This window comes from Bradyrhizobium sp. SZCCHNR2028, from assembly GCF_032380995.1.
Lineage (GTDB): Bacteria > Pseudomonadota > Alphaproteobacteria > Rhizobiales > Xanthobacteraceae > Bradyrhizobium.
The window spans coordinates 97,762-116,033 of sequence record NZ_JAUHJF010000016.1 but is presented as its reverse complement, the minus strand read 5'-3'; the positions used below and the strand labels follow the sequence as shown (position 1 = coordinate 116,033).

Sequence of the window (18,272 nt, the reverse complement as noted above, 5' to 3'; positions counted from 1 at the left end):
TTGCGATGAAGGCACCTGCCGCGCGGCGGCTGAGCTGGCCCGACGTTCCCGTCTCCGTCACGATCGCCGCGTGCTGGATCGCGGCAATGCTGCTGCTGGCCGTCTTCGCCGACCAGTTCGCACCTTATGGCTTCACCAAGTTCGACCTGCGCAATCGCCTGACGCTGCCCGGCAACGCCGCGCATTGGCTCGGCACCGACGAACTCGGCCGTGACGTGCTGTCGCGTCTGATCGTCTCGATCCGGATCTCGCTCCTGATCGCATTCGGCGCCACCGCGATCTCCGCCATCGCCGGCACCACGCTGGGCTTTCTCGCCGCGCATTTCCACGGCCTCGTCGAGCAGGCCGTGCTGATGCTCGCCGACTTCCAGGCCAGCATGCCATTCCTGATCCTCGCGCTTGCCGTGCTCGCCTTCTTCGGCAACTCGCTGCCGCTGCTGATCGGGCTGATGGGCCTGTTCGGCTGGGAGCGCTATGCGCGGATCGCGCGCGGGCTCGCGATCTCCGCCAATGCGCAAGGCTACGCCGCCGCCGTGCGCCAGCTCGGCGCGACGCCGCAGCGCGTGTATCTCAAGCACATCCTGCCGAACATCGCCTCGACCCTGATCGTGTCGATGACGCTGGTGTTTCCGGAAGTCATCCTGCTGGAGTCCGGCCTCTCGTTCCTCGGGCTCGGCGTGCAGCCGCCGATGACGAGCCTCGGCAACATGGTCGGCTATGGCCGCGAATATCTCACGCGCGCGCCGTGGATCATGCTGGCGCCGGCGATCATCATCGTCGTGACCACGCTTGCGGTGTCCGTGATCGGCGACTGGCTGCGTGACCGGCTCGACCCGACGCTGCAATAGCTGCACTCAGCCGCGGGCTTCCTTGGTCGCAGAGGCGCCCTGTTCGCAGACGATGACCGCGTTGCCAGCCGGCTCGCCCGCCAGCGCCGTCCATTTCGATGCTTCCTGCAGCCAAAGGTCGCGGCGTGCCGGATCGCGTGCGGCTTCCTCATGGCAGCTTGACGCCGCCGCCAAACATGCCGATTTCCTGTCCATGCGCCAAGGTCCGACAGATCAACACCAAACGCGTTAACACAGGATAGCGCGATCTGAGGTTGTGATCGACTTCGCATGATTGTCCTGTCGGAAGGTTACACATAGCGCATCGGCAGCGAATGATGTGCGTGGCAGGCGGCCACCGCGGCATGGCCGAACGCGACCGAGATCTGGTGTAGGTCGGTGACGACGTCGCCGATACCATAAAGCCCGTCGACGCCGCAGCGCTGCTTGGCATCCACCTCCAGAAAATCCTCGGCCGTGTGTCGCGCGCCCATCCGGATGGCGAGCTCCGAGCGGACCTCAGCCCCCAGCGCGGGATAGATGACCTCGAAGCGTTCGCTGGCGCCATCTGCGAACACCGCCTCGATGGCACCGCTCCGGCGCTGAAGCGACCGGAGAGGCGGCATCACGCGAACCCCGGCCGCGGCCAGCTCCTCCCGCGCTGCGTCGTTCTGCGCGTCATCGCTCGGGATCAACGTGATGTCGGCGCTGTAGACACGCATGAACAGCGCCTTGCCTGCAGCATGACCGAGTGCGCCGACGATCGCGATCTTGCGGTCGGCTGCCTCGTAGCCATCGCAGACAGGGCAGTAGCGCAGCTCACCCTGGCGAACCGCCTCGATCCAGTCGGGAAGAGGAAACTGCCTGTCGACGATCCCCGTCGCCAGAATCACCCGCTGAGCGGCGATTGCACCGTCAGCATATGTCGCGACGACGTCCGCGCCGGTCCTGTCGAGCGATGTCACCGTGCCGCGGATGATCGGGACGCGGAGGTCCTCCACCTGATGCTCCATCCGCGCGAGCAGCTCATGTCCCGAAATGCCGTCAGGAAAGCCAGGTAGATTATGACTGCGGGGAATCAGGGCTGCCCGAGATGCGCCGCTGTCGATGATCACGACGTCCCGTCGGAACCGCGCCAGATAGATCGCGGCCATCAGGCCGGCCGGCCCGCCGCCGACGACGAGAACTTCGGTGCGCATCGCAGCCCCTCGCCCTTCTTGACAGCTCGGCCGCGTCTGCCGCGAAACCGTTGTTCGTCCCATGCGCGCGACCGCTGCCGAAACCGGCAGGTTCCTGAGCGCTCGGTCGACGCCGACACCCCAAATTCTACGCAGCCCGCGGTCCCAAGTTCCCCCCCCCCCGGGCTCCGGAGCAAAATTCGCTCGGCCATAATCCGGAACACACAAGGAACTTTTTTTGGGCAACGGAACTTAACCTATGTCACTGCCATGCCGCGGCGATAGTGGCAAAATTTGACACCTAAGGTTGCGTTTCGGGGAGCATCGATGCGATTTGAGAATTCAACCGACGAAAGTCTGTTGGCCTATTATGAGAGTGTCCGAAAGCAAGTTGCCGCTGATAGTCGGATCGGGGGACCCTATCGGCTCATTGGAGACCGGGCCAAGCAATACGCCCAGGAGCTTCAGGCTGAAATGCGACGGCGGCAGATGCGGTTCACGCCGATCGAATGGCCGAACTGATCTGTAGAATTAATGGTGTCGTTCGTGGAGAGATACCCCTCACGCGACCGCACATATGGATGGACCGGCGATGCCCTCTTCCACAAGGGGAGAGGGCACCGCATTGCGCAGGAATTATTTCGCAGCCAAGCAAAACGGGCTCACGATCATTCCCACGACCAGCTCGCGAAATCGTTCTCGAACTGAGGCACGTCCTTCCAGACGCCCTTCAGCTTCTTGTTGATCACCGTGATCCACTGCGGCTGGAACAGGAAGCCGGCGGCCGCATCCGTTGCCAGCATGCGCTGAGCGTCGCCGAGCAGCTTGGTGCGCTCCGCCTCGTTCGGCGTGTCGACGATCTTCTGATACAGCTTGTCGAAGGCCTCGGACTGATAGCCGAAATAGTAGTTCTTATCGGTGAACTTCACGAGATCGAACGGCTCGACATGCGAGACGATGGTCAGGTCGAAATCATGCGGTCCGTTGAACACCTGTGACAGCCACGCCGCCCATTCGAGATTCTCGATCTTGGCGACGATGCCGACCTTGGCCAATTGAGCCGCGAGCACCTCGCCGCCCTGGCGCGCATAGGCCGGCGGCGGCAGCCGCAGCGACAGTTGCAGCGGCGTGGCGATGCCGGCTTCCGCCAGCAGCTTCTTGGCCTTCTCCGGGTCGTAGGGATTGATGTCGGTGGTGTCGACATAGCCGAGCGAGCCCGGCACGTAGAAGCTTCCGATCGGCGTACCCAGGCCGTCGACGGCGCCTTCGATCATCGCCTTGCGATCGATCGCGGCAAGGATCGCGCGGCGGACGCGGACGTCGTCGAGCGGCTTCTTCTTGTTGTTGATGGTGACTATGGTCTTCGCCTTTGAGCCGCCGATCAGCACGGTGAAGCGCGGGTCGGACTTGAACTGCGCGATGGTGCGCGCCGTGGTGCCGCGCGGGAAGGCATCGACGTCACCCGACAACAGCGCCGCGACCTGCGCCGCCGGATCGGAGATGAAGCGGATCGTCACCTTGGACAGCTTCACGGCTGCGGCGTTGCGATAGTCCGGCCATTTGTTCAAGCTCAGGGACGAGCCCTTGGCCCAGCTACCCAGCGTGTACGGCCCAGTACCGACCGGCTGCGTCGCGTTGGTCGGCGCGCTCTTCGGCTCGACGATCGCGGCTGTGGCCTGTCCGAGCAGGAACGGCAGGTTGGGCTCGGAATATTTGAGCTTGACCTCGATCGTCTCGGCATCGGGCGCGTTGACCGCCTCCATCGCCTGGAACAGCGCCTTGTCCTTGTTGGTGCTGTTCGCGGCGCCGGCGCGCTCGAACGAGAACTTCACGGCGGCGGAATCGAATGCCTCGCCGTTCTGGAATTTCACGCCCTTGACGAGCTTGAAAGTGTAGCTCTTCAGATCCGACGAGGCCTGCCAGCTCGAGGCCAGCAGCGGCGACACCGAGCCGTCCTCGTTGATCTTGGTCAGCGTCTCATAGACGTTGTAGAGCGTGACCTCGGCGATGGCCGCGGCGGCCGCGCTGGTCGGATCGAGCCCCGGCGGCTCCAAGGTCATGCCGACGACGACGCTGTCCTTCTTGCTTTGTGCCGAGGCCGGCACAGCGGTGGCCGCGACGAGCGCGGCCAATGCGACGATGGATAGTCTTTTCAACATTGTTCGTTTCTCCCGGACGGAACCAAGTTACGCGTCAAAGCGGCTTCGAGACAAGAGGCTGGTGTTCTGCGGTAACGTGCACCGGCAGCGCCATCACGCTTTCCGCCTTGTGGCAGGCAGCGGAATGCAGCCCCGTGAGCGCCCGCAGGGAGGGCGCCGTCGCCCGGCACTGGGCATCGGCGAGTGGACAGCGCGGCGCGTAGGCGCATCCGGCCGCGCCGAGGGATTGCGACGCGATCGCGACGCTCTCGCGCCGGCGCCGGATCGCGCCGACCTGCGCCCGCGGCACGGCGTCGAGCAGCGCTCGGGTGTACGGGTGCGCGCACTGGCCGAACAGATCCTCGGGCCGTCCGCGCTCGACGATGCGCCCGAGATACATCACCGCGACCTCGTCGCAGAGATAGTCGACGACTGCCAGATCATGACTGATCAGCACATAGCTGAGGCCGAATTGCTCCTGCAGGTCCTGCATCAGATTGAGCACCTGCGCCTGCACCGAGACGTCGAGCGCGCTGACGGGCTCGTCGGCGACGATCAGCTTCGGCTGCGTGATCAGCGCGCGAGCGATCGCGATGCGCTGGCGCTGGCCGCCGGAGAACTCATGCGGATATTTGTCCATGTCGGCATCGCGCAACCCGACCTGCCGCAGCACGCTCGCGACACGCGTCCGCAAGGACTCGCGATCCGGGCTTTCCAGAACCGTGAGCGGCTCGGCCACGATGCGCGCGATGGTCTGGCGCGGATCGAGCGAGCCATAAGGGTCCTGGAACACCATCTGGAAATCGCGGCGGGCGCGGCGCAGCTCGTCGGCCGGCAGTCGGTCGAGATCGCGCCCCGCCATCAGCACCGATCCCGACGACGGCCGCTCCAGCGCCATGATCAGCCGCGCCAGGGTCGACTTGCCCGAGCCGGACTCGCCGACGATGCCGAGGCTCTTGCCCGGCATCAACGCCAAGGACACGCCATTGAGCGCGAGCACCTGTCCGGCTGGGCGCAGCAGGCTCTCCCGCGGCAGCGTATAGCGCTGCACGAGATCCCTGACCTCGAGCAGCGGCGTCTCGCCAGCTCCTTGCGATGCCGTGCTCAAGCGACAACTCCCACCGGATCACGCGCAAGCGCGACATCGGTCCGGATGCAACGGACGCCATGACCGATGCCGATCTCGATCGCCGGCGGCAGCGCCGCGCGGCAGGCGTCGACGACCAGCGCACAGCGATCGGCGAACGGACAGCCGGCCGGCAGATCGGCGAGCTCCGGCACGGTACCGGCGATGGTCGCAAGCCGCGTACCCTTGCGGGCCCCGAGCCGCGGCCGCGCGCGGAACAGGCCCTGCGTGTAGGGATGGCCCATGCGCGAGAACACCGCATCGGTGCTGCCGCTCTCGACCACCGTGCCGCCATACATCACGATCATGCGCTGCACATTCTCGGCGATGACGCCGAGATCATGCGAGATCAAGATCATCGCCATGCCCTGCTCCGCCACGAGATCGGCGATGAGGTCGAGGATCTGGCGCTGGATGGTGACGTCGAGCGCGGTGGTCGGCTCGTCGGCAATCAGCACGTCGGGCCTGCAGGCCAGCGCCATCGCGATGGTGACGCGCTGGCGCTGGCCGCCGGAAAACTGGTGCGGATAGGCGTCGTAGCGTCGGGTGGGGTCCGGCAGACCGACGCGGTCGAGCAGCGCGATCGCCTGGCGTTTCGCTTCAGTCGCCGAGCAGCCGGTATGTCGCAGCAGCGGCTCGGCCACCTGGTGGCCGATCGTATGCATCGGGTTGAGCGCGGTCATCGGCTCCTGAAAGATCATGCTGATGCGGTTGCCGCGCAGCTTGCAGTAATCGGCATCGGGCAATCCGACCAGCTCGCGGCCATCGAGCTTGATGCTGCCGCTGACGACAGCGCTGTCGGGCAGAAGCCCGAGCAGAGCGAGCGCCGTGATCGACTTGCCGCAGCCGGACTCGCCGACGATGCCCAAGGTCTCGCCGCGCCGGAGCGCGAACGACACCTCGCGCACCGCTTGCGCCGGGCCGCGGCTGGTGTTGAGCCGGATGCCGAGACCGCTGACATCGAGCAGAGGCTGATCGCTCGCCATCATCGCTGCCTCGCCAGCCGTGGGTCGAGCAGATCACGCAGGCCGTCGCCGAGCAGGTTGAGGCCGAGCACCGCGAGCGCGATGGCCGCGCCGGGATACACGGCGAGGCTCGGCGACTGGAACAGCAAGGTCTGCGCATCGTTCAGCATCCGTCCCCAGGACGGCTGCGGCGGCTGCGTGCCCAAGCCGAGATAAGACAGCGCCGCCTCCGCCAGGATCGCCAGCGCAAACTGGATCGTCGCCTGCACGATCAGGATCGACAGGATGTTCGGCAGCACGTGCTCGATGGTGATGCGGAAGCGGCCCTTGCCGGCAGCGCGTGCCGCCAGGATGAACTCGCGCGCCCAGACAGCACCGGCCTGGCCGCGGGTGACGCGCACGAACACCGGGATCTGGAAAATGCCGATCGCGGTGATCGAGGTCACCATGCCCGGGCCGATCACAGCCGCCAGCATGATCGCCGACAACACCGCCGGAAAGGCGAAGGTGAAATCGCTGAAGCGCATGATCAGCTCCTCGGTCCAGCCGCGCTGCGCGGCTGCGATCAGGCCGAGGCAGACGCCGCAGGTGAGACCGATGCCGACGGCGATGATGCCGACCAGAATGGTCGCTCGCGCACCGACCAAGAGCAGCGAGACGATATCGCGGCCGAGCACGTCGGTGCCGAGCCAATGTGCTGATGACGGCGGCCGCAGCTTCGAGGCGACGTCGATCTCATAGGCCGACCACGGCGTCCACACCAGCGACAGCAGCGCAGCGCCGAGCACCAGCAGACACAGCAGCGCGCCGACGATGAAGCTGCGATGGCGCAGCGCGCGGCGCCAGAACGCGCTCGACGCGGGGGCCGTGCCGGCTGCGGCTTGAACGATCACGGACGAACTCACAGCTCGTGCACCTTGATGCGCGGATCGATCACCGCATAAAGCACGTCGACGACAAAGTTGACGATAATGACCATCGCCGCCAGCAGCATGACGCAATTGCGCACGACGATGAGATCGCGATTGGCGATCGACTGGAAGATGAGACGCCCCAGGCCCGGCAGATAGAACACGTTCTCGATCACGATGGTGCCGGCCAGCAGGTTTGCGAATTGCAGGCCCATCACGGTGAGCACCGGGATCATCGCGTTGCGCAAGACGTGCTGCCACAGCACCTCGCGCTTCGTCAGGCCCTTGGCGCGCGCGGTCCGGACGAAATCCTCGCGCAGAACGTCGAGCACCGCAGAGCGCGTCACCCGCGCCAGGATCGCGGCCTGCACCACCGCCAGCGCCACAGCCGGCAACAGCAGCGCGCGCAGCCCCGGCCAAGTGCCGTCCTCCCAGCCGGGGAAGCCGCCGGCCGACAGCCATTGCAGTTTCACCGCAAACAGGAGGATCAGGAGGATCGCGAACCAGAAGTTCGGCAAGGCGATGCCGATCTGGGTCAGGGACATCACGCCGACATCGCCGAGGCGGTTGTGATTGGCGGCCGTGTAGATGCCGGCCGCGAGCGCCAGCACGGTCGTGAGTCCCATGGCCAGGATCGCGAGCGGAATCGTCATCGCCAGCCGCTCGCGGATCAGTTCGGCCACCGGCGTGCCATAGGCATAGCTGTTGCCGAGATCGCCGCTCAGCATGCCGCCGATCCAGTGCAGGTAGCGCCAGGCCAGCGGCTGATCCAGCCCGAGCTTGACCGTCAGCGCCCTGACCGCATCGGGCGAGGCATCCGCGCCCATCAGCATCTGGGCGGCGTTGCCCGGGAGCGCGTCGAGCACCAGGAATATGATCAGCGACGCGCCGACGAGGGTCGCCAGCAAGGTCAGGCAGCGCCGCAGCAGAAAAACGCTCATTCGCGCCGGGACTCCAGTTTTCGGCGGCCGCACGTTCCACAGCTTTCGGCTCCGATGCAAGCCTGTTGCCTGCATGATTGCCATTGCCCGGCGCAGGACATCTTCGCAGGCCACACCGGCCACGGTATCGTCGGCTTGATCCCGGTCAACGGCGGAGCGCCGGCGACCGCCATCATGCGGCTGATCGCAACAACGCAAGGGCCCCTCTCGATCATGACCATCCGTCCGAGCTTTCTCTGGGGTGCCTCGACCTCGGCCTTCCAGATCGAGGGCGCAGCCCATCTCGACGGCCGCGCCGACAGCATCTGGGATGTCTTTCTGCGCGCGCCGGGCCGCACCAAGACCAACGACACGGCCGAGACCGCATGCGACCATTATCATCGCTACGCCGGCGACGTGGTGCTGATGCAAGAGCTCGGCCTCAACGCCTATCGCTTCTCGATCTCCTGGCCGCGGGTGCTGCCGCAAGGCCGCGGCGCGGCCAACGAAGCCGGCCTCGCCTTCTACGACCGCCTGATCGACGCCCTGCTTGCCGCTGAGATAGAGCCGTGGCTCTGTCTCTACCACTGGGACCTGCCGCAGGCGCTGGAGGCGCTCGGCGGCTGGCAGAACCGCGACATCGCCGGCTGGTTCGCCGACTATACCGCGCTGGTCGCGCGGCGCTATGGCGACCGGGTCAAGCGCTTCGCCACCTTCAACGAGCCCTGCGTGTTCACGCTGTTCGGCTACGGCCTCGGCTGGCATGCCCCTGGCGTGGCCGACAAGACGGCCCTGCACAAGGCGATCCACCACGTCAATCTCAGCCATGGCCGCGCCGTCGACGTGCTGCGCAAGGACGTTGCCGGCGCCTCGATCGGCGCGATCCACAACCGCCAGCCCTGCTATCCCTGCACCAGCAAGCCGGCGGACGCCGCGGCGGCGCTGCGGCTCGCGGCCTATTGGAACGACGCCTTCCCGTTCCCGCAAGCGTTTGCCAGCTACCCGCCGGAGCTGGCGGAGGCCGTCGCGCCATTTGTCGCGCCCGGCGACATGGCGCAGATCGCACGGCCCGTCGACTGGTTCGGGCTCAACCACTACTCGCCGCATTACGTGAGGGCGGACACCAACCTGATCGGGGCGAGCTTCGGGCCGGCGCCCGACACCGTGCCGCGCAGCGCGATCGGCTGGCCGGTCGTGCCCGGTGCGTTCCGCGACACGCTCCTGGATATCCACCAGCGGTTCCAGCTTCCGATCTACGTGCTCGAAAACGGCACCGCGGCTGCCGACGTCCTCGGCAATGACAGCCAGATTCATGACGTGGACCGGATCGCCTATCTCAAGGCCTACACTGCCGCCATGGAACAGGCGGTGAAAGAAGGCGCCGACGTTCGCGGCTATTTCGTGTGGTCGCTGCTGGATAATTTTGAATGGGGGGCAGGCTATTCGCAGCGTTTCGGCATTGTCTATGTCGACCACACCACGCAGCGTCGCATTCCCAAGGCGTCTGCGCGATGGTATGCGGACATGATCGCGGCCCACCGGACCTCCGACGGGTCGTACAACCGGGCGGAAGACTGAGGCATGAGCGATCGCGTTCTTCTGGGCGATATCGGCGGCACCAATGCGCGCTTCGCGCTGCTCGACAATGGCGCGATCGGCGAGGTCGAGCACCTGAAGGTCGCGGACTTCGCCACCATTGCCGATGCGATCACCGCCTTCCTGTCGCGGCACGCAGAAGGCGGCGCGCCCTCCGCGGCCGTGCTCGATATTGCCGGGCCGATCGAGCGCAATCGCGGCATGCTGACCAACAGCACCTGGGCCATCGACGGCGCCGAGCTGGCCGCGCAATTCAATCTCCGCTCGGCGAAGCTGCTGAACGATTTCGAGGCCGTCGGCTGGTCGCTGCCGGCGTTGCGGCCGGATGATCTGTATCCGCTCGGCGGCAGCGCGGCGGTCGCCGGCGCGCCGATGCTGGTGATCGGCCCGGGCACCGGGTTTGGCGCGGCCTGCTATCTGCCGGGCGGCGGCCGTCCCACGGTTGCCGTCACCGAGGCGGGTCACGCCACCTTGCCGGCCACCACCGCGCGCGAGGCCGCAGTGCTGGCCAAGATGCGCGAGCACTTCGGCCATGTCTCGATCGAGCGCGCGCTGTCCGGCAGGGGTCTCGAAAACGTCTATCATGCCATCGCGGCCGTCGACGGAGCCTCGGTGCCGAAGCGCGACGCCGCCGCCATCACCAGCGCCGCGCTCGACGGCGGCTGCGCCACCAGCCGCGCCACGCTCGACATGTTCTGCGCCTGGCTCGGCGCCGTCGCCGGCAACCTGACGCTCACCTTCTGTGCCCGCGGCGGCGTCTACATCGCCGGCGGCATCCCGCCGCGGTTTCCCGACTACTTTGCACGATCCGATTTCCGCCGGCAGTTCGAGAGCAAGGGACGCTATGACAGCTATCTGCGGCCGATCCCGGTGCACATCGTCACCAAGCCCGACATCAGCTTCCTCGGTCTCAAATCGTTCTTCGAGGCCGGCATCACCGCGAGCGGCGGCTCCCCGACGCACTGAGATCGAATGAGCGACATCGTCACGATCACGCCGAACCCGGCCGTCGACGTCTCGACGAGCGTCGAGAAAATCGTGCCGGTGGCCAAGCTGCGCGGCACGACGCAACAGCGAGATCCCGGTGGTGGCGGCATCAACGTCGCCCGTGTCATCGCCCGCCTCGGCGGCGACGTCACCGCGCTCTATCCGGTCGGCGGTCCGACCGGCCTGCTGCTGAAGCAGCTCGTCGAGAAGGAAGGCGTCGCCAGCCGCACCTGGGCGACGGCCGAGGACACGCGTGAGGACTTCTTCGTCCAGGAGCGCGTCAGCGGCCAGCCCTATCGCTTCATCCTGCCGGGTCCGACGCTGACCGAGGCCGAATGGCAGGCCGGCCTTGCCTTGCTCGCAGCCCAGGATCCGTTCCCCCGGTTCGTCATCGGCAGCGGCAGCCTGCCGCGCGGCGTCCCGACCGACTTCTACGCGCGCGCTGCGACGCTTGTACGATCACGCGGCGCGCAATTCGTGCTCGACACCTCGGGTCCAGCTTTGGCCGCGGCGGTTGCCGGCGGCATCGACCTGATGAAGCCGTCGCTGCACGAGATGCAAGAACTGGCCGGCGGCACGCTGCCCGATGCAGCGGCGTGGGAGAAAGCCGCCCACGCGCTGGTCGCGAGCGGCAAGGCCGGCACCGTCGCGCTGACCATGGGTCATCTCGGCGCCCTGCTGGTGACCCGCGACCGCGTGCTGCGCGCTCAGCCGCTGACGATGGTGCCGGTCAACGCGGTCGGCGCCGGCGACAGCTTTCTCGGCGCGCTGGTCGCGAAGCTCGCCGCTGGCGAGTTGCTGGACGACGCGTTTCGCTTTGCAGTCGCCGCAGGTGCCGCGGCGCTGCTGCGCACCGGCACCGCGCTGTGCGATCCCGCCGACGTCAGCCGTCTGCAGGCTGACGTGCGGCTCGAGACGGCGTGACATCGCTCGCCGCATCACCGTTGAGCCGATCGAGCGAGAGCAGCAACCCGCCGACGCGCTCCAGCGACGACATCCACTCGGCGAGGCGGTTGAAATTGTCCACCATCCAATTGAACGACCCCTGCACCAGCGTGAACGCAGCGGCTGCCTGGGTGAGTTCGCCCAGGGTCATCTGATCGCCGAGGAACTTCGGCGCGCACAGCACGAGGCCGATGATCGGCGCGAGCAGCGTATTCAGATGAGACACCAGGGTGTTGCGCATCAGCTGCCAGCACAGCCGCTTCCATTGCTGGATCGTGCGGTCGAGCGCCATCCACAGCCCGGCAATGACGCCGCGTTCCTCCTGCTTGGGCGCGATGCCTTCGCCGATGTCGCGCAAGTGATGGGCCGCGGTGATCAGCTCCGACTCGGCCTGGTTCTTGGTCTGGATGACGCGCGTGAGCGGCGAACCGACCCACAGCATGGCCCCGGTCACCAGCCCGGAATAGATGACGACGCTGACCACCAGGTAGCCTGGAATCCACAACTGCTGCCCGCCCACGACGAAGCCGATGGATCCGCCGACCTGCCACAGCACCTGGACGAACACGACCGCCGTCAGCAGCGAGGAGATCACACTGACCACGAAGTCGATCGGCGCATCGGTGGCGATGCGGACGTCCTCGGCAATGCGATACTCCGGAATCTTCAGATCGCCCTGCACCGTCGCGAGCCGCGCATAGCGGTCGTTCTCGACCCAGTAATTGATCACCTTGGCGCTCAACCATTGCCGCCAGCTGCGTTGCATCACCATGCGGCCCCACACCGAGACGATCGCCAGCACGACGCTCGCCAGACAAAGCGGAATGAGCAGAGCGGCCTGCTGCCGCAGCCGCGTCGGATCGCGGCCCTCCAGCGCGTCGAAGAAATCCCTGTTCCAGTAATTGAAGCGGAACTGCACGTAGAGCTGGAGCACCACGAGGACGACCAGGGCGACGCAGAGCAGCCAGACCCGCCATGCCGTCGATCCGAGCCAGAATTGCCGCGCCGTTAGCCAAAACCGCGACCATTCGCGATTGCCGTCCTCGTTCTGGTCGTCGGAGATCATTGGTGATCCGGATGGAGGTGATCGATGGGTTTTAGCAAACATCCTCGCCTATGGTGGAACCGTTGTCATCCCGCGATTTAAGGAGCTCGCGGAGCGCCCTGCTTGATCTTGCGCAAGGCAGCCGCCGCCCGCCGCGACAAACTGAGGTTCGCGCTGCGATGCGGGAGATGACCGATGACGGCACCTAGCTACATCCGCTGGTTCAAGGATCTCCGCATCGAGGACGTGCCCGGCGTCGGCGGCAAGACGGCGTCGCTCGGCGAGCTGTATTCGGCGCTGGCGTCGCACGGCGTGCGCGTGCCCAACGGCTTCGCACTGACGGCGGCCGCCTATCGCGATGCGCTGCGCGCGGCCGGAGCCGACGACGAGCTACGGAAGCTGCTCGCCGGCCTCGACAAGCGCCGCATTGCCGACCTCGCCAAGCGCGCGGCGAAGGCCCGCGCGATCGTGTTCGCGGCGACCGACCGTGACGACCTGCGCCACGAGGTCACAGTGGCCTACAAGCAGTTGGAGCAGGAGTATGGCCGCGGCGTCGCGGTTGCCGTGCGCAGCTCGGCCACCGCCGAGGACCTGCCGAATGCGAGCTTCGCAGGCCAGCACGAGAGCTTTCTCAACATTCGCGGCGCCAAGGACCTGTTCGAGGCGTGCCGCCGCTGTTTCGCCTCGCTCTATACGGACCGCGCGATCTCCTACCGCATCGACAACGGCTTCGACCACGACAAGGTCGCGTTGTCGGTCGCCGTGATGAAGATGGTGCGCTCGGACCGCGCCGCGAGCGGCGTGATGTTCTCACTCGACACCGAAAGCGGCTTTCGCGATGTCGCCTTCATCACCGGGGTCTACGGCCTCGGCGAGACCATCGTGCAGGGCACGGTCGATCCGGACGAATTCTACGTCCACAAGCCGACCTTCGCGGCCGGCTTCCGCAGCGTGCTGTCGCGCCGGCTCGGCGCCAAGGACAAACGGATGGTCTATGCCAAAGCCGGCGCAAAGCCCGGCGCGCGCAGTCGTGGCCCCACGACGCGCACCGAGGCGACGCCGCCGGCTGACAGGGCGAAATTCTGCATCAGCGATGCCGACGTGCTGGAGCTCGCGCAGGCCACCATCGTCGTCGAGGAGCACTACTCGCAGAAGGCCGGCAGGCCGACACCGATGGACGTCGAATGGGCCAAGGACGGCCGCGACGGCGCGCTCTACATCATCCAGGCGCGGCCGGAGACGGTGGCCTCGCAGCGGCGGCCCGAAGCGATCGAGACCTACGTTCTGAAGAAGACCGGCAAGGCGCTGGCAACCGGCCGCGCCGTGGGCGAAAGGATCGCCACCGGCAAGATCCGCCTGATCCGCACTCCCAAGGATCTGAACGCGTTCCGCCCCGGCGAGGTGCTGGTCGCCGCATCGACCAGTCCGGACTGGGAGCCGGTGATGAAGACCGCGGCGGCGATCGTCACCGATCATGGCGGCCGCACCTGCCATGCCGCGATCATCGCCCGCGAGCTCGGCGTGCCGGCCGTGGTCGGCACGGAGGATTTCAGCAAGCGCGCGAAGACCGGAACGACCGTCACCGTCTGCTGTGCGGAGGGCGATGCCGGCCATGTCTACGACGGCGCACTGCCGTTCGGTGTCGAGCGCCTGGCGATCGACAGCCTGGAGAAGCCGCGCACGGAGATCATGGTCAATCTCGGCAATCCCGAACTGGCCTTCAAGACCGCGCTGCTGCCGAACGATGGCGTCGGCCTCGCCCGCATGGAGTTCATCATCAACCAGGCGATCGGCATCCACCCGATGGCGCTGGCGACGCCCGCAAAGGTGACCGCGGCAAAGGACCGCGCGACGATCAAGCGCCTGACTGCGCGCTACAAGAAGCCCGCCGACTTCTTCGTCGAGCGGCTGTCGGAAGGCGTCGGCACCATCGCCGCGGCGTTCTACCCACGACCGGTGATCGTGCGCCTCTCAGACTTCAAGACCAACGAATATGCCAGCCTGATCGGTGGCTCCGATTTCGAGCCGAAGGAAGAGAACCCCATGCTCGGCTTCCGCGGCGCCTCGCGCTATGCGCATCCCGCCTACGCCGCCGGCTTCGCGCTGGAATGCGCGGCGTTGAAGCGCGTGCGCGACACGATGGGGCTCGCCAATCTGAAGATCATGATCCCGTTCTGCCGCCGCGTCGAGGAGGCGCGCAAGGTGATCGCGGCGATGGCCGGGCACGGCTTGGTGCGTGGCGAGAACGGGCTCGAGATCTACATGATGTGCGAGATCCCGAACAACGTGATCCTGATCGACGAGTTCGCCAAACATTTCGACGGCTTCTCGATCGGCTCCAATGATCTCACCCAGCTCACGCTCGGCGTCGACCGCGATTCCGACATCGTCGCGTTCGATTTCGACGAGCGCGATCCCGGCATGCTGGCGATGCTGAGGATGGCGGTCGAAGGCGCGCATCGCAACCGTCGCCATGTCGGCATCTGCGGCGAGGCGCCGGCCAACTATCCCGAAGTGGCGCGCTATCTGGCCGAACTCGGCATCGATTCGATCAGCGTCAATCCGGCGAGCGTCGTGCGCACCATGGAGATCGTCCGCACCGCGGAGCGGGAGCTTGCCTCGCGCACGCCGCAAGCGCTGGCGAGCTGATCATGGCCGAAGCTCAAGAGCAGGCCTTGAAGAAGTCCAGCACGGTCGAAGCGCCGCCCATGACGTCGCCGCCGCCATAGAGGCTTGCCAGGAACGTGCCGCGATGGCTGGCGCCGGTGACCGCTGTGCCTTGCGCAAAGCGGCCGTCGGCCGCCAGCGGCATCTTGACCAGGCTCGGCGGCAGCGCCTCGTCGAGAAGGCCGTAGTAGAACCGCATCGGGGCGTCATAATCCCAATAGGTCGAGCTGTTGCCGGCCAGGCGGCGGAGGAAGCGGCTGTTGGTCTCGTGGGTGAAGCGCTCGAAGAAGCCGTCGACCAGCAGGTCCGAGGGCTGCGGCACCGACTTGCTGAACGTCTCGTCCATGCTGTAGTCGGACCAGTATTTCTCGGCCAGCGCGAGGTGTCGCGGCTTGATCGCGGTCTTGAACAGGTCGCCGAGCCGGTAATACTGGCGATAGCTGCCCAGGAGGACGATGACGCACGGCGTGATCCAAATCGGCTGCTTCGGGTAGGTGCTGTCAGTCGACGCGCTGCCCGGTTCGGCCGACACCCAATAGCGCATCGAATCCGCAAGATTATTGAACGGACTTTGCGTTGCGCTCGCCGCCACCGCGACGCGCCGCCGCTGCAGCTCCTGGCGCAGCCATTGCGTGTTCAAGGCACCCTGCGACCAGCCGTTCAGGAACAGCCCGGTCTTTCGCAGGCCGAGATGATCGAGCGCGAGCAGGCCCGCGTTCAGCACGTCCAGGCAGCACTGCACGGTCGCGTCCTTCACCGCATAGGCCTCGCCTCGCCCCTGGCGATACGGTCCCTTGCCGAGATAGTCGGCCGCGATCAATGCAAAGCCGTTGCCGACCAGGCGCTGGACGTTGAACAGCGTCTCGATCGAATCGACATTGTCGCGCGGTTCGTAGTTCGGATCGGCCAGTCTGACGAGATTGGACGGGACCTGATCGAACGACAGGATGGTGCCGTGCTGCCACGACACGACCGGCAGTGCGCCCTTGTGATCGGCGGGCAGCGCGAGCAGGCCGCTGACCTTGACGCGCTCACCGGTCTCGGGGACGCGCGTGTAGGTCGTCAGCCGGCGCAGTTCGACGTCGACCCGCGCCCCGTGCTTCTCGGCCGAGAATGGCGGCAAGATATTGTGCTCATTGAAGACGGCGTGGAGCTTCGCTGCGAGCGCATCGAGCCGGTCCTTGCTGACGCGCACCGGCCGGCCGAGGCTTGCGCCGTCACGTGGTTGCGCGATCGCCGGGCCGGCTGAGAACGATACGGCCGCAGCGCCGAGGCCGAGGCCGGCTGAGGCCAGCAGCCTTCGGCGGGATGGCCGGCCGGCCAAGGCTGCAGAGCCGAACTCCGGCCCGGTCAGTTTGGCCATCGGCTGGGCCAACGCCTCTTCGGGTCCCGCGACCGGGGTATCCAGGCCGATCATTCGCCGCTTCATCACGTCCCTCCGAGCCGACTACAGCCGAGGGTAGTTCGTAAAGCCTAGCACTTGTTAAATGGTGCAGCAATCGGACCTGAATGTTTCGAACAGTCGCCCGCACTGTCGAGCCTGAAGCGGCCGCGTCGCGGCTCGCCTCCGCACGTCAAGCGTAGCCATGCGAATGATATGCGATGGCGTTCTCGGCGCACACCAGGAAGAGATCACGAGGAGGAGATGAAGGCTTACCGCGCCGCTTCGAAACCTCCGAGCACTGCGGTCAAGTTCTGCCCGAGAATGTCCGAGAGGTAGCCCCCCTCCTGCACGAACACCGTGGGCAGGCCGAGCCGCGCGATCGCGCCGCCGATGCGGCGGAAACCCGGCGTCGTCACGGAGAGCCCCTTGAGCGGATCGTGCTCGGAGGCATCGAGACCGAGCGCGACCACGAGCGCGCCGGGCGCGAACGCATGGATCGTCTTGGCCGCGGTCTCGAACGCCTTGAGATAGGTGTCGTCGCCGCTCTTCAGCGGCAGCGGAATGTTGAGGTTGGCGCCAAGGCCCGCGCCTGCGCCGCGCTCATGCGCATAGCCCCAGACGAACGGGTAGTAGTGCGTGGGGTCGGCGTGGATCGAGATGGTGAGCACGTCGGGCCGCTCGTAGAAGATGCCCTGCGTGCCGTTGCCGTGGTGGACGTCGACGTCGAGGATGGCGACCCGCTCGTGGCGCTGACGCAGATGCGCGGCTGCAATGGCGGAGTTGTTCATGAAGCAGAAGCCCGAGGCCATGTCCCGATAGGCATGGTGGCCCGGCGGCCGGCACAGCGCATACGCCGCATCCTCGCCATCGAGCAGCAGTTGCGCCGCGGTCGCAGCCACGTCGGTCGCGGCGCAGGCGCCTTCCCACGTCCCCGGCCCGATCGGCGCCGAGGTGTCGGTCGTGTGCCAGCCGAGCCGCCCGACGATGTGCGTCGGATAGGTGGCGGCATTGCGAACGGGATGGATGTTCGGAATCATCTCCGCACCGGCATCGCCGAGCGCGGCCCACGCGTCCCACGCCTCTTCCAGGAAATGGAGGTATTCCGGACTGTGCACGCGCGCGCGAGCTTCCTGGCCGAAATGAATCGGCGCGACCAACTCGTGATGGCCGGCCTTCAATCCCGCAAGCAGACGATCCGCCCGCTCGGGCTGCTCGGTGGTGCGCTTGACGACGCCGCGCACCAGATAGAATTGCGGATCATGGCTGCGATGCAGCTCGGTGTAGACGGCCTTCACGCGCAATGGCTCCTGTTCGCTTGCACCGACGATTGTGCACGCAGTAGCAGCCGATACAAGCACAGATGGTTCGCACGTCCATTGGTCCGTGGGCGGCTTCCAACCGGCGGAACGGACCGCTGCGCTTCGCATCTTGTCGGCAGCGAATTTGCCGGGATCCAGGCGATCCGGCGCGTGAGGCGCGGTGGGAGAGATCCGCCCGCCATGCTGGCGGTTGCCGCGACGGCCGTCGGAATGCGCCACGAAATCTGAAAAACTCGACGGGCAATCCTGATCGGCTCCTGCGCG

General features: G+C 66.4%; 15 protein-coding genes. 6 read left to right on the top strand and 9 right to left on the bottom strand.

All coding sequences use genetic code 11. From position 1 onward, the window contains the following. Positions 1-5 precede the first annotated feature (5 nt). Positions 6-848 carry an ABC transporter permease gene (locus QX121_RS23325; protein WP_409999365.1) on the top strand — a complete coding sequence of 281 codons (843 nt, stop codon included), beginning with the start codon at positions 6-8 and terminating at the stop codon, positions 846-848. 290 nt (positions 849-1,138) lie between these two features. On the opposite strand, the gene QX121_RS23320 is transcribed toward QX121_RS23325, so the two are convergent. After that, the gene (locus QX121_RS23320; RefSeq protein WP_315785605.1) at positions 1,139-2,026 is read right to left on the bottom strand and encodes an NAD(P)/FAD-dependent oxidoreductase; all 888 of its coding nucleotides are present in this window, start codon (positions 2,024-2,026) and stop codon (positions 1,139-1,141) included. 306 nt (positions 2,027-2,332) lie between these two features. Here QX121_RS23320 and QX121_RS23315 point away from each other — a divergent pair, with 306 nt between their 5' ends. Beyond that, a complete protein-coding gene (locus QX121_RS23315) occupies positions 2,333-2,527 on the top strand; it encodes a hypothetical protein (RefSeq protein ID WP_315755179.1) in 195 nt (64 codons plus the stop codon). A 146-nt stretch (positions 2,528-2,673) separates the two neighbouring features. Here the strand turns inward: QX121_RS23315 and QX121_RS23310 are convergent, their stop codons facing one another. From QX121_RS23310 to QX121_RS23290, 5 genes are read right to left on the bottom strand one after another with little or no spacing between them, the layout of a single operon-like run. Next, positions 2,674-4,164: an ABC transporter substrate-binding protein gene (locus QX121_RS23310; protein ID WP_315798202.1), complete on the bottom strand. Its 1,491-nt coding sequence runs from the start codon at positions 4,162-4,164 to the stop codon at positions 2,674-2,676. Positions 4,165-4,198: 34 nt separating this feature from the next. Next, positions 4,199-5,251 (bottom strand): oligopeptide/dipeptide ABC transporter ATP-binding protein, encoded by a 1,053-nt coding sequence (locus tag QX121_RS23305; RefSeq protein ID WP_315813144.1) that lies wholly within the window; start codon positions 5,249-5,251, stop codon positions 4,199-4,201. After that, on the bottom strand, positions 5,248-6,258 hold the full coding sequence (locus QX121_RS23300) for an ABC transporter ATP-binding protein (protein ID WP_315813143.1): 1,011 nt from the start codon (positions 6,256-6,258) through the stop codon (positions 5,248-5,250). The genes QX121_RS23305 and QX121_RS23300 overlap by 4 nt, the downstream gene beginning before the upstream one ends. After that, entirely contained in the window at positions 6,255-7,127 is an 873-nt protein-coding gene (locus tag QX121_RS23295) for an ABC transporter permease (RefSeq protein ID WP_409999361.1), read from the bottom strand. The genes QX121_RS23300 and QX121_RS23295 overlap by 4 nt, the downstream gene beginning before the upstream one ends. Before the next feature lie 8 nt (positions 7,128-7,135). Further along, the gene (locus tag QX121_RS23290) at positions 7,136-8,086 is read right to left on the bottom strand and encodes an ABC transporter permease (RefSeq protein WP_315798198.1); all 951 of its coding nucleotides are present in this window, start codon (positions 8,084-8,086) and stop codon (positions 7,136-7,138) included. A gap of 213 nt (positions 8,087-8,299) precedes the next feature. Between QX121_RS23290 and QX121_RS23285 the strand changes: the two genes are divergently transcribed. From QX121_RS23285 to QX121_RS23275, 3 genes are read left to right on the top strand one after another with little or no spacing between them, the layout of a single operon-like run. After that, positions 8,300-9,643 (top strand): GH1 family beta-glucosidase, encoded by a 1,344-nt coding sequence (locus QX121_RS23285; protein WP_315813169.1) that lies wholly within the window; start codon positions 8,300-8,302, stop codon positions 9,641-9,643. Positions 9,644-9,646: 3 nt separating this feature from the next. After that, positions 9,647-10,627: a glucokinase gene (gene glk / locus QX121_RS23280; RefSeq protein WP_315813141.1), complete on the top strand. Its 981-nt coding sequence runs from the start codon at positions 9,647-9,649 to the stop codon at positions 10,625-10,627. A gap of 6 nt (positions 10,628-10,633) precedes the next feature. After that, positions 10,634-11,572: a 1-phosphofructokinase family hexose kinase gene (locus tag QX121_RS23275; RefSeq protein ID WP_315813140.1), complete on the top strand. Its 939-nt coding sequence runs from the start codon at positions 10,634-10,636 to the stop codon at positions 11,570-11,572. Here QX121_RS23275 and QX121_RS23270 read toward each other — a convergent pair. Continuing rightward, the gene (locus QX121_RS23270) at positions 11,532-12,659 is read right to left on the bottom strand and encodes an SbmA/BacA-like family transporter (RefSeq protein ID WP_315778094.1); all 1,128 of its coding nucleotides are present in this window, start codon (positions 12,657-12,659) and stop codon (positions 11,532-11,534) included. The genes QX121_RS23275 and QX121_RS23270 overlap by 41 nt on opposite strands. Before the next feature lie 174 nt (positions 12,660-12,833). Here QX121_RS23270 and ppsA point away from each other — a divergent pair, with 174 nt between their 5' ends. After that, the gene (gene ppsA, locus QX121_RS23265) at positions 12,834-15,287 is read left to right on the top strand and encodes a phosphoenolpyruvate synthase (protein ID WP_315813139.1); all 2,454 of its coding nucleotides are present in this window, start codon (positions 12,834-12,836) and stop codon (positions 15,285-15,287) included. A 13-nt stretch (positions 15,288-15,300) separates the two neighbouring features. Here ppsA and QX121_RS23260 read toward each other — a convergent pair whose 3' ends face one another. After that, positions 15,301-16,734, bottom strand: a complete 1,434-nt coding sequence (locus QX121_RS23260; protein ID WP_315813138.1) for a lysophospholipase — start codon at positions 16,732-16,734, stop codon at positions 15,301-15,303. A gap of 224 nt (positions 16,735-16,958) precedes the next feature. Then, positions 16,959-17,984 (bottom strand): histone deacetylase family protein, encoded by a 1,026-nt coding sequence (locus tag QX121_RS23255; protein WP_315813137.1) that lies wholly within the window; start codon positions 17,982-17,984, stop codon positions 16,959-16,961. Positions 17,985-18,272: the final 288 nt, after the last annotated feature.